The 11,575-nt window shown below is 43.7% G+C and carries 10 protein-coding genes and 1 pseudogene; 4 read left to right on the forward strand and 7 right to left on the reverse strand.

Going from position 1 to position 11,575, the window contains the following annotated elements; all coding sequences use genetic code 11:
• From A587_RS0106780 to A587_RS0106790, 3 genes are read left to right on the forward strand one after another with little or no spacing between them, the layout of a single operon-like run.
• Positions 1-1,248 carry an efflux RND transporter periplasmic adaptor subunit gene (locus A587_RS0106780; RefSeq protein WP_017216961.1) on the forward strand — a complete coding sequence of 416 codons (1,248 nt, stop codon included), beginning with the start codon at positions 1-3 and terminating at the stop codon, positions 1,246-1,248.
• A 22-nt stretch (positions 1,249-1,270) separates the two neighbouring features.
• Positions 1,271-1,960: an ABC transporter ATP-binding protein gene (locus A587_RS0106785; RefSeq protein WP_017216962.1), complete on the forward strand. Its 690-nt coding sequence runs from the start codon at positions 1,271-1,273 to the stop codon at positions 1,958-1,960.
• A complete protein-coding gene (locus A587_RS0106790) occupies positions 1,953-4,379 on the forward strand; it encodes an ABC transporter permease (protein WP_017216963.1) in 2,427 nt (808 codons plus the stop codon). The genes A587_RS0106785 and A587_RS0106790 overlap by 8 nt, the downstream gene beginning before the upstream one ends.
• A gap of 44 nt (positions 4,380-4,423) precedes the next feature.
• On the opposite strand, the gene A587_RS0106795 is transcribed toward A587_RS0106790, so the two are convergent.
• Positions 4,424-5,884 carry a dihydrolipoyl dehydrogenase gene (locus A587_RS0106795; RefSeq protein ID WP_017216964.1) on the reverse strand — a complete coding sequence of 487 codons (1,461 nt, stop codon included), beginning with the start codon at positions 5,882-5,884 and terminating at the stop codon, positions 4,424-4,426.
• A 130-nt stretch (positions 5,885-6,014) separates the two neighbouring features.
• On the reverse strand, positions 6,015-6,743 hold the full coding sequence (locus tag A587_RS0106800) for a glutathione peroxidase (protein WP_010605622.1): 729 nt from the start codon (positions 6,741-6,743) through the stop codon (positions 6,015-6,017).
• 186 nt (positions 6,744-6,929) lie between these two features.
• Here A587_RS0106800 and A587_RS0106805 point away from each other — a divergent pair, with 186 nt between their 5' ends.
• Positions 6,930-7,463: a DinB family protein gene (locus A587_RS0106805; protein ID WP_017216965.1), complete on the forward strand. Its 534-nt coding sequence runs from the start codon at positions 6,930-6,932 to the stop codon at positions 7,461-7,463.
• Between the two features lie 138 nt (positions 7,464-7,601).
• Here the strand turns inward: A587_RS0106805 and A587_RS0106810 are convergent, their stop codons facing one another.
• The 5 genes and pseudogenes from A587_RS0106810 to A587_RS25440 all read right to left on the reverse strand — a co-directional run.
• Positions 7,602-7,865 (reverse strand): hypothetical protein, encoded by a 264-nt coding sequence (locus tag A587_RS0106810; protein WP_017216966.1) that lies wholly within the window; start codon positions 7,863-7,865, stop codon positions 7,602-7,604.
• A gap of 210 nt (positions 7,866-8,075) precedes the next feature.
• Positions 8,076-8,303, reverse strand: a complete 228-nt coding sequence (locus tag A587_RS0106815; RefSeq protein ID WP_017216967.1) for a hypothetical protein — start codon at positions 8,301-8,303, stop codon at positions 8,076-8,078.
• A 114-nt stretch (positions 8,304-8,417) separates the two neighbouring features.
• Positions 8,418-9,209, reverse strand: a complete 792-nt coding sequence (locus tag A587_RS0106820) for a PoNe immunity protein domain-containing protein (RefSeq protein WP_017216968.1) — start codon at positions 9,207-9,209, stop codon at positions 8,418-8,420.
• A 9-nt stretch (positions 9,210-9,218) separates the two neighbouring features.
• The gene (locus tag A587_RS0106825; RefSeq protein WP_017216969.1) at positions 9,219-9,968 is read right to left on the reverse strand and encodes a PoNe immunity protein domain-containing protein; all 750 of its coding nucleotides are present in this window, start codon (positions 9,966-9,968) and stop codon (positions 9,219-9,221) included.
• Between the two features lie 12 nt (positions 9,969-9,980).
• Positions 9,981-11,575 (reverse strand): annotated as a pseudogene (locus A587_RS25440) (contractile injection system protein, VgrG/Pvc8 family); the annotation flags it as partial.

Below are 11,575 nucleotides of genomic sequence, written 5' to 3' on the forward strand. Positions count from 1 at the left end.
ATGGACAGAAAAATAACACCTAACAAAAGATTTCAGCTGTGGTGGCTGGCGCTACCTATCATCGTGGTAGCGTATTTTGCATTTGATAGTGCGGCGAGTAGCAGCGGGGATCGTGTTAATCTGGCAATGGATAAAGTCAAGATAAGTACAGTAACAAAGGGCAAGTTTCATGATCTTATTCCGCTTAGAGGCAGCATCATGCCGAGTAAGTCTGTGTATCTAGATGCCATCGAAGGTGGGCGAGTCGAAGCGCGTTTCGTCGAAGAAGGTGCGATGGTTAAAAAGGGTGACAAACTGCTCGCACTGAGCAACACCAGTTTGCAGCTGGATGTGATCTCCCGTGAGGCGCAGATCTCAGAGCAGCTAAATAACCTACACAATACCCGCTTAGCGATAGATCAAAACCGTTTAAACTTAAAACGAAACTTATTAGAGCTAGATTTTCAGGTAAGTCAAAGTGAGCGAAAGCTAGCACAGTTCAAGCGCCTTGGTAGCGGGAATTTAGTTTCAAAAGATGAGCTACAAGCGGCCGAAGATGAAACTGAGTATCTAAAAAACCGCCGCAAGTTAATTATTGAGCAGCAGCAACAAGATGAAAAAATCCGTACGGCACAAATTGCACAGCTAGAAGATAGTGTCGAGCAGCTTAATAAAAACTTAGGCTTTGCGCGCAAAAATCTTGAAAACCTAATTATCAAAGCGCCTATGGATGGCCAATTGACTGCGCTAGATGCGGAATTAGGTGCGTCAAAGGCGAGAGGAGCACGTTTAGGACAAGTTGATATAGTGTCCGAATATAAAGTGTCGGCCCAAATTGATGAGTTTTACCTAGGCCGTGTGTATGAAGGGCAAACCGCAAGGTTAACGCTGCAGGGAAAGCCGTATGAGCTAACGCTCGCAAAGGTCTATGCCGAAGTGTCAAATGGTCGTTTTGAAGTGGATTTAACTTTTAATGCTGCGCTGCCTAGCGAGATGCGTAGAGGTCAAAGTTTACAGTTGGAGTTGTTATTAGCAGATGCAAAAGCCGCGACTTTAATACCAAATGGTGGATTTTATCAAGATACCGGCGGCAAGTGGGTATTTGTACTAGAGCAGGGCAGCCAAGTGGCGGTGAAGAAATCGGTGACGTTTGGCGAGCGTAACAACAAATATATTGAAGTACTTGATGGGCTGGCGGTCGGCGACCGAGTGATCACCTCAAGTTACAGCAGCTTTAAAGACATGCAGTCGGTCAGTTTGACTCGTTAATCGAATTAAAAGGCAAAAGAATATGTTACATCTAACTAAAATAAATAAAGTTTTTCGTACTGAGCTGGTTGAGACTTACGCCCTTGAGGATGTCACGGTGACCGTAGAGCGTGGCGAGTTCGTTGCTATCATGGGACAGTCAGGTTCAGGTAAGTCTACCTTACTCAATATTATCGGCATGCTAGACCATATTGATGGTGGTGAGTATGTTTTTGATGGCAAGAACATCAGCCAATTAAGTGAAGGTCAGCTTGCTGATATTCGTAAAGACAATATTGGCTTTATCTTCCAAAGTTTTAACCTTATCGATGAGCTCACAGTGTATGAAAACGTTGAGCTTCCGCTTATTTATCAGGGGATCCCTAAAGCCGAGCGAGCACTGCGTGTGACAGCCGTGCTTGAAAAAGTGAATATTGCGCATCGCAAAGATCATTACCCACAGCAACTTTCAGGTGGTCAACAGCAAAGGGTTGCAGTTGGGCGTGCTATTGTCGCAAAGCCAAAAATGATTCTAGCGGATGAGCCAACCGGCAATCTTGACTCAAAAAATGGTGAAGAAGTCATGGGGCTGTTAGCACAGCTTAATCAAGAAGGGGTAACGATAGTCATGGTGACGCACTCAGATCACCATGCAAATTACGCGCATCGCACGATCCATGTTTTGGATGGCCATATTGTTTCGAGTCAAATGCAGGAGGTTCGTTGTGCTTAAAAATTACTTGTTAATCGCGTATCGCAGCTTACTGCAACAAAAGCTCTACTCAACAATCAATATTTTGGGTTTGGCGATTGGTTTAGCTATTTGTATCAATATGGCCATCTTTGTTGAATCTGAGCTGGGTTACGACAAGTTTATAAAGGGTCATGAGCAAATCTATCGCTCGTCTGTAAAATGGATGCCACCAAGTGCGCCTGAGCAATACTATGCGCAAGGGCAAGTATTTAACGCAGAAAACTACCAAGCACATTTTGAAGAAGTGGTTGATGCTACTCGCTTTCGAGAAGTGAGCGTTGCGCTTGGGCAAGGCAAGGAAAGTTTTCTTCATGATGGTGTATTCCTCGCTGATCCCAACTTTGTCGATTTTTTCTCCTTAGATGTTATTGACGGAGAGCGTCAGTCGGCACTCGAGGCTCCCAACACTATTGTTTTAACTCAAGCAGCTGCAATGCTCTATTTTGGTCGCACGAATGTTGTTGGAGAATCTTTACTTGGTGCAGGAAAACTACCGTTAAAGGTCAGCGCCGTGATAAAAGACTTGCCGCTGCGCACCCATTTAAACGTCTTTGCGCTCATCAGTATGGCAACGGCCACCACTTATTATGGTGATAACAGCTGGCAGCGTGACCCAAGTTTTAACTATTTTACCTACGTTAAATTAGCGGATGGGGTAACCGGTGAAGATGTTGAAGCAAAAATCCCAAGTTATTTAGATAATCATTATGGTCCGGGAACTAGCAAAACCCTTGGCTTTGAATTAATGCCTATCACCGATATTTACCTTCACTCCCATCAGTATGGTGAAATGAAAGAAAATGGTGATATCAATACTGTTTATTCGTTTAGTGTTATTTCAGCGCTTATTCTCTTTATTGCGTGTGTTAACTTTATGAACTTGTCGACTGCCACTGCAACCAAGCGCGCAAAGGAAGTGGGAGTACGTAAGACATTAGGCGCAAAACAGCAGCATTTAGTTGTGCAGTTTGTGGTTGAGGCGATGATGCTGAGTTATATCGCGTTGATCATTGCTGTAGCGCTGGTTGAAGCCGGTTTGCCTTTGTTTGCGAGCTTTATCGGCAAGCCGCTCAGTTTTGACTTCTATTCAGAGCCGTTAGTGTTGACTACGCTGTTGCTGTTAGGGTTATTCGTTGGCTTAATCTCAGGCGCATACCCTGCCTTTTATCTAAGCCGCTTTAAACCTGCTAAAGTGCTTAAAGGAGAAGTGACACAGGGTAAATCTGGCGCGCTGCTGCGTAAAGGGCTGGTGGTATTTCAATTTAGTGTCGCCGTGGTGCTTATTATCGCCACCACGGTATCTAACCAGCAATTAAAGTACGCCAGAGCCATAGAACTCGGTTATGACAAAGACAATACTTTTGTGCTGAGCCGTCTTTATACAGACATCGCCAGTCAACAGCGTAGCGTACTAAAAACACAGCTGCTCTCTCACCCAAATATTGTCAGTGTGACGGCAAGTTCGGCGGTACCAACAGAGACCATTGTCGATGCATTTGGGATGGTTAATCCAAAAACACAATTGTCGCAAACCATGCCGACATTGGCAGTAGATGAAGATTATTTTAGCAGCTACAACATTAAGCTACTGAGTGGCCGAGGGTTTAGTCGCGATTTTCCTGCCGATAAGTTCGCGATGCCGAGTGCGGCTGAGCCAAATCCGCGTTTTTCGGTTGTGATTAATGAAAAGGCGGCGCAGAGTTTAGGATTTAGTGCTGATGAAGCAGTTGGTAAAACATTTGAAGTACGATTAACTCGGCATTCAAGCGCTATGGCGACTATCATCGGGGTGACGCAAAACTACTATTTTTCCTCCCTTAAAACAGAGATAAGCCCAACGTATCACTTGCTAAGAGAGCATGAAGGCAATTCGATGGCGATTAAATTCCAAGGTGATACAGCGCAAACTCGCGACTTTATAGAGGCCACTTGGCGCAAGCTAGTACCAGAACAAGAAATGGAACTGACTTATCTACAAACTAAATTTGAGCAGATGTATCGCCAGGAAGACAAAGAAATCATTGTGTTTAATTTGTTTTCTATGCTGGCGATTTTCATTGCTTGTTTAGGCTTATTTGGTCTTGCTTCTTTTACCACAAAAAGGCGCACCAAAGAGATTGGGGTGCGTAAAGTGCTTGGTGCTTCAGTGATGGATATCGTGATATTGATCAACAAGGAATTTTCAAAGCAAGTGCTGATTGCAAACCTGATAGCGTGGCCGCTTGCGTACTTTGTGATGCAGCAGTGGTTAAACAACTTTGTCTATCGTATTGACCTTTCAATCGGACCATTTTTGATTGCTGCAAGTTTAGCGTTTGCGATTGCTTGGCTAACGGTCGGCTCGTTAACGCTAGTTGCTGCACAAGCGCGGCCTGTAAAATCATTAAGATACGAGTAATTGCAACAAAACAGGCCTCGCAATGAGGCCTGAACAGAGATAAGTTAAGCGCCAGGACCACATTCCAAGCAGTGCTTGATAATATCTGGGCCAAACTTCAAGTTTGCATTTAGATTTCGCAGTGCCGTTCTTAGGCCTTCTTCTATCACTGGGTGGTAGAAAGGCATTTCGAGCATTTGCGGCACGGTCATCTTGTTTTGTAGTGCCCAAGCAAGTAAATGCGCCATATGCTCAGCAGCAGGGCCGACAAATTCGGCACCTAAGAATAATCCGGTGCCTTGTTCAGCGTAGACTCGCATATGGCCTTTGTTTTTTAACATCACGCGGCTGCGGCCTTGGTTTTCAAAGCTCACCTCTCCGATGGCAAAGCAGCCGCAATTGCCATATTGCTTTTCCAGTTCTTTATAACTTGCTCCAACCATCGCTATTTGTGGGTCGCTAAATACCGCCGCAAGTTTTGCGCGGCGCAGTCCCACTCTCACATCAGGGAAACGACCGGCGTTTTCACCTGCAATCGTGCCCTGATCTGCGGCTTCATGTAGAAGCGGGATCTGGTTACTGGCATCACCCGCAATAAAAATCGGGGCGTTACCAGAGCCATCAAGACATTGCATGGTATGTGGGTCGGCTAGCGGTACGCCTCGCTCATCAAGCTCAAGCGTGGTATTTTCTAGCCCAAGGTTATCAACATTGGGCACACGGCCTGTGGCTGCCAATACATAGTCAAACTGCTCGGTTTGTGGTTTCCCTTGTTTGTCAATGTAGGTAAGCTCGGCTTTGTCACCGACCTGTTTCATATCTGATACTTTGGCATCTGTGTCGAGGTAAAGCTCATCACTGAACACCGTGGTGGCATAGTCTTTGACGATTGGGTCGGTTAGTGGGCCAAGGCCACCGCCGACACCAAATACTTTGACCTTTACGCCAAGTCGGTGTAGCGCTTGACCTAGTTCTAAGCCAATCACGCCGGGGCCAAATACGGCCACTGAGTCGGGTAAATCGTCCCAGTCAAAAACGTTATCGTTAATAACTAAGCGGTCGCCAAAATTATTGAACGCACCGGGGTAGCTAGGTCTTGAACCTGTAGCGATAACAAAACGTTTGGCTGTGATCTGGGTGTGGTCGTCCAACTGTACGGTATGGCTGTTGATAAATTTTGCACTGCCGCGTAGTTTATCTTGCTCAGGTAGTTCGTCGACAGCTTCGACGACAAAGCCAACGAAGCGATCTCGCTCATGCTTTACTCTCGCCATAACCGCTTTACCGTCAATTTCAGCGGGTTTTACATTAATACCAAATTTAGGTGCGACTTCAATTTGATGTGCAGCTTCAGCTGCGGCAATCAGTAACTTGCTTGGCATGCAACCAACCCGTGCGCACGTTGTACCGTATACGCCAGACTCAATCATCAGTACTTCTGAGGTATATTTTTTGGCATTTCTATAGGCGCTGAGACCCGCTGTTCCCGCACCAATCACGACTACGTCGGTGTTTATCTTTTTCATCTTTTGCTCCGAAATCAGAAAGTGTAAACCCCCATGACAGCGTCACTAGTCATTGTGTTTTGTTGTGTTGAGGGGGAACATTTTGACTTGGTGAGCAAATTCACCAAGCCATCTTGTAGGGGGGTAATGATTAAGCGAAATATTCAGCTAAATCGTCTGAGCCACCGATGTGTTTACCGCCGATAAATACTTGCGGCACGGTCTCGCGACCTGATAGCGCTTTAAGACTGGTTAGCGATGCCTGTTGACCAAGTACCAGCTCTTCATATGCCAGTCCTTTTTCTTTTAGCAAAGCTTTGGCTTTTTCACAGAATGGACAGCCAATCTTGCTAATAACGGTAACCGGCTCTGGTTTGATTTGGCGCGGGTTTATGTACTCCAGCATAGTATCTGCGTCTGATACTTCAAACGGGTCGCCAGGCTTTTCTGGTTCGATAAACATTTTGTCAATCACACCATCTTTTACCAGCATTGAATAACGCCAGCTGCGTTTGCCAAAACCTAAATCGTTTTTATCAACTAACATGCCCATGCCGTCAGTGAATTCGCCGTTACCGTCAGGTAGTAGTGTAATATTCTGCGCTTCTTGATACTGTGCCCATGCGTTCATTACAAACGTATCATTAACGGATAAACACACGATTTCGTCGACACCATTTTGTTTAAATACGCTAGCAAGCTCGTTATAGCGTGGTAAGTGCGTAGACGAACAAGTTGGTGTAAAGGCACCAGGTAAAGAAAATACAACTACAGTTTTACCTTTAAAAATTTCATCTGTGGTGACGTGCTTCCACTCTTCATTTTCTCTAATTGGGAATGTAACCTGTGGTACGCGTTGACCTTCAATATTCTTTAACATTTTGCTTTCCTTCTTAAGTTGATGTAGCCATTATGCCGCGCGCATTTTGATTTGTATAATTGATAGTTAAGATTAAAGTGTTCAATAAAATTGATTGTTTTCGACCTCAAATATTTGTATTTTTTAACCTAGCCAATGCCGCTAAGTTGAGGTTAGTCAATTTTTACGGGAACAGGGAATATTTAGATGAAAGCAAACTTTGAATTAATGGCGGATTACAATCGCTGGATGAACGAAAGATTATATGAAGCTGTTTCGGGATTGAGTGCCACGGAATTACACCAAGATCGAGGGGCTTTTTTTGGTTCCATCATGGGATCGTTAAACCATATTCTTGTTGCTGATATTATTTGGCTTAAGCGCTATACAGAGCATAGCTATCATGTTGAAGCACTGAACGTTGTAGCAACGATGCCGTTGCCGACAAAACTTGATGCGATGCTGTATGAAGATTTTGCAGCGTTGAGACAGGCAAGGACTGAAATGGATAAGGTGATTATTGAATTTGCGTATGAAGTCACTGAGGAGGCGCTTGCAGCTGATTTACACTACAAAAACACACAAGGTAAAACCTTTTCTCGCAAGTTTGGTTTTTTAGTGCATCATTTATTTAATCATCAGACGCACCATAGAGGGCAAATAACGACATTACTCAGCCAGATTGGTATTGATATGGGAGAAACCGATCTATTAGCGCGGATCCCCACATCATTTGGTTAGCGCTCTAGCTTTACCGCTTCAGTTATGTCTAGTGTTATCAGCAATGAGAAGGGTTATAAAGCTAGACATTAGCTCTACAGGTCTATTCAAAACCGTGTTCGGCAAAGCCTGTTAATAAGAATTTCACTCGCTAACTTTTCATAATAACTCTGAATAGAGCTCCTCTAGCCATTCATGAAGGTCCTCTATCGAGTCAAAATCTTCGTCTGTTAATTCTTCATACTCTGTTAGTGAAATAAGATTTAAGTCTATAGCCTCCCGAAGTTGAGCTCTGACTTTAATCAAGTCATAAGGGTAGTTTTCTCCAATACCGACATCTCTTCTCAAAATATTGGGGTCATAGCTTTCAACATGACAATAAGTTTTTAAAATGGTTCTTAAAGGATCTTCGAGTTTATTCATCTTATATTTACTCCTTTAGTTCAGGGTATAATGCGTGCAATTTAATGCTACCATCTTCTATTAGATATATAGCTTTGGTGTATCCGTTTGAAAAATCTGTAACCTCGTATCCAGTGGGGTTTTCTTGCAATCTAGTCTAGTTATTCCGCGTACCGCATTTCTGTAGTTAGAGCCAAAAATATCTTAAAGTGGTATTTATGCGATCCTCGTTTATTCCTTTGAAACAACGCTATTGAGCGAATCAAGAAAACGTCGCCCCACATCACACCGACTTCTCAAACCACAAGCTGATATATAATTTAGCGTTGTGGGAGGCGGTTTATCCACCGAGAAGTTGTGCTTTTCTGGTGTGGTGTTGACGTCATCTGTTGGTTGAATCGCTTCTATCGCTGGACCAAACCCACCAAAGTTATAAAAATTGTCAAAAAACTTATTCATTATTTGCACCTATGTAGGTGTATATTTAAGTTACTCGAACTAAGTATAAATAATGTGTTTTGAGCCTCACTACTCATTTTTGAAAGGGCCCCATTAATATTTGTATGTAGGGGGTTATCTGAGTAAATCAACCGGGACATAACCGCTATCTTCTAAAGATTCTCTTGGTATTTCTAGAACATTAGCGACTAAAGCTAATTCAAAGCACCAATAACCAATATAATAATCCGTGTACTCGAATTCGCATTCACAATTGTGATTATCATGCCAGTCCGCCAAACCCTCTAACTTGTTGTACCAACTTTGTGCAAATTGGGTGAGTAAATCTGGCTTTTGTTCATTGGGTACTGTAAAAGCGAGTGAAAGGTTTTGATAGATTTCAGGGTAGTAGAGTGTGGGCGAAATAGGTCTATCGTTATCACCAAGTGCAATGGCTACATTATCAAGTAAGGTGTCTTTGCCGCGTTCGCCAATAACATCGAGTACTTCTTGAATATGAGCTGGAGCGACATCACAGGCTTGTAAAAGAGCCAGCCACCACAAAGTGTAGATATAACGATTGATATTAGGGGAGCCGACAGCATCAATTTGCCCGCCTAGCTTTTCAAAAGCATGACGGTATATTTGATGATTTACAGGTAACTTATCACAGTAGTGTGTCAGTTGTTTGCGATACGGCAAAATCGCTTCGGTATAGCGCTTAACATCCCCAAGGTGAGCACCATATGAGTAGTGCGCTATCGCTCGCATAATCGCGAGCTGATATATACGCTGGGCAACATTAACTCGCTCGCTCGGTGTGGTAAAATTACCTGCGTCGAGGGCTTCTTGTGTTTCTTTAATGCCAACTTCAATGTCGACTAAGAATGCTTCGAAATAATCGTTACTTCTCCGTGTATCGCGCACCTTTATCTCCTACTGATTATCTTGCCAATGTACGAGGTCTTTGGGGTAGTATGGGTGGTCAATAAAGCTGCTATCATCAATATTGAATAACTTAACAACAAGTGCAATTTCCCAGCACCAATAGCCAATGTATGCATCTGTATCCATTAAATGATAATCTGGGCTACCCTCCAATACATACCAAGCCTCTAGATAGGCTTTTGCAAGTGCTGGACGTTGCTCTGGACTTCCTTCAACTACTTTGTAAAGCTTACCGAAACGTTTTTTGAACAGAGTATCCGCTGCTATTTCACGATTAGTGTCACCTAGGGTTATAGCAATTTTATCAAATAGCGCGTCTTGACCTTGATTACCAATAAGACTCAGCACTTTTAGGTAGTATTCTTTATCCATATTTAAACAGAAAGCGAAACTCAACCATTTAAGATGATCTTCGAGGTAATCTTCTCTTAGTTCTTCCCAGCCAATTCGCTCTACTTGCTCTTTATCTGGCAAAGCGTCAGCATAGTCCTTTTGCCATTGGCGGTAGGTCAACATATTTAATAAAAGTGGCTTAAATTCTGAGAGAGCATCGCCGCGAGAGTATTTCTGATGAAGAAGATACAATGAGTCACTAACTAGCCTAAATGAACCTTTCATCTTTACATCGACAGGATCATCATCAAATTTGATTTCTTCAACATCTTCTTCAATACATTCAAGTCTAAAGGAAACCCTATCATCATAATATTCTTTATTTTTTAAAGTATCTCTTAACATCTTTCGCTCCTATCACAGGGTCACTGGCTTGTCTATAATATTGGCATTTTTGTCTAATGCTTTAATTACTAAAGTTCCATCTTCTTTATTTCGAATCAATAATTTTTGTACAGAGTCTTTATTTTTTTGAAGGCTCTTGAGAATTTTACGTCTTGTTTTTTCGTCAATTCCTGCTTGTTCTAATCTTTTTTCTGTTACCCACTCATTACTCATTTGTTTACCATTTTTAGTTTTACCTAAACGCGCCTTATTATATTTGGCTTCGGTGATCACAAAATCAGGTGGTGGATTTGGGTGTAAATAGATCCCATCTATACCGGTTTCGCCGGGCTTATAATTACCATCAGTTTTACCTAATGGTACAAAGCCTTTTTCCGTCATTAATTGATGGGCATTGTACTCACCCGCAGCCGCTTTTCTATGGTTTAGTGATTTATGCTGCGTAAAGTCACTAGGCGTTTTGCGTGATGGCGGATTAACTTTGTTAACTGGGGCACCTTTGAGATCGTTTCCTTCTGGAGCTGAAAGCTCCGGCGCTTTAGATTTCTTCGGCACATTGGTAACGCCAACCTGTGGTAACTCCCCCTGATACTCATCCAGTGCTTTATTAACTCGCAGTCCGATTTCTTGGGCGGCTTGTTGCATATGCTGGTCGATTTTGGGGGTGACCTCGTCTAGGCGTTTTACTGTGGCTTGCATGCCTTCGATGGCGGCGTCTGGAAGCAGTAGGTCGTAGTGCCAACTGGTAGACATGTCATCGAGTGAATCGCGTAGGCCTTTGACGATGTTTTTTACTTCCGTGGCGGATTGTTTTCCTAGGTCTTGCCAGTTGATGTTTCTTAGGTATTTAACTGGGTCGCCTTTGCCGAGCTTGCGCAGTACGGCAAGCGCAGCGGAGAGGGATTCTCCAGTATTTTTTAAGATAACCTTGCCCACACCTTTGACTGCTGAGCCCACAACTGGCACTAAACCAATACCGGTGAGGGTAAAGGCAAGCCAAGCGTCGGTGTCGTTGGCTTCATCATCGTCAGTCAGTAACATGACATTGGCGGTGATATCTCGTAAATCCATGACTTGGTCGATAATCGGTATCATGGAAATCAAGGTACCTACCACGATTTGTGACGTGGAGGGGTTTTGATTAAAGTCGCCTTGCAGTGTGCCCCATAACCAATCGCCTGCTTGGGTTGCAATGCCATTGGCTTCTATCAGTGGTGCAGTATTGCCGCTGCGTACCATTTCAGCCGCTTGCGCTGGGGTGATTTGTCCATACAGTGGGTTTTTAGGGCGATTATCTTCTGGCAGGTAATCGCGTTTATCCTCACCATATTTCACGGTGTATTGACCGGGCGGTGCATTCTCGATTTTTGCTTTACCGCTGTCGTCTAAGTTGCCAGTCAGCGCTGTGCCGTTTGCAAATCGAATGGTATAAGGTGCGCCCATAATTGGGCTGCCATCTTGATAGGTATAAGACAGCTCAATGGTACTGCTCATCATGGTGGCAATACCATCGGCGGCAAGTGAGAGTCGAGCATTCTCAGAGAGGGCTTGAATTTGCGGTACACTCGGCATAGTGGCGCTTTGTTTACCACCAATATCTTGCTCCA

Source organism: Pseudoalteromonas sp. NJ631, from assembly GCF_000276645.1.
Classification (GTDB): domain Bacteria; phylum Pseudomonadota; class Gammaproteobacteria; order Enterobacterales; family Alteromonadaceae; genus Pseudoalteromonas; species Pseudoalteromonas piscicida.

Excerpts from the sequence above, each read along its gene's own strand:
- A587_RS0106780 (WP_017216961.1), top strand. The coding sequence starts at position 1 with ATGGACAGAAAAATAACACCTAACAAAAGATTTCAGCTGTGGTGGCTG.
- A587_RS0106785 (WP_017216962.1), top strand. The coding sequence starts at position 1,271 with ATGTTACATCTAACTAAAATAAATAAAGTTTTTCGTACTGAGCTGGTT.
- A587_RS0106795 (WP_017216964.1), bottom strand. The coding sequence starts at position 5,884 with ATGAAAAAGATAAACACCGACGTAGTCGTGATTGGTGCGGGAACAGCG.
- A587_RS0106800 (WP_010605622.1), bottom strand. The coding sequence starts at position 6,743 with ATGTTAAAGAATATTGAAGGTCAACGCGTACCACAGGTTACATTCCCA.
- A587_RS0106805 (WP_017216965.1), top strand. The coding sequence starts at position 6,930 with ATGAAAGCAAACTTTGAATTAATGGCGGATTACAATCGCTGGATGAAC.
- A587_RS0106810 (WP_017216966.1), bottom strand. The coding sequence starts at position 7,865 with ATGAATAAACTCGAAGATCCTTTAAGAACCATTTTAAAAACTTATTGT.
- A587_RS0106815 (WP_017216967.1), bottom strand. The coding sequence starts at position 8,303 with ATGAATAAGTTTTTTGACAATTTTTATAACTTTGGTGGGTTTGGTCCA.
- A587_RS0106825 (WP_017216969.1), bottom strand. The coding sequence starts at position 9,968 with ATGTTAAGAGATACTTTAAAAAATAAAGAATATTATGATGATAGGGTT.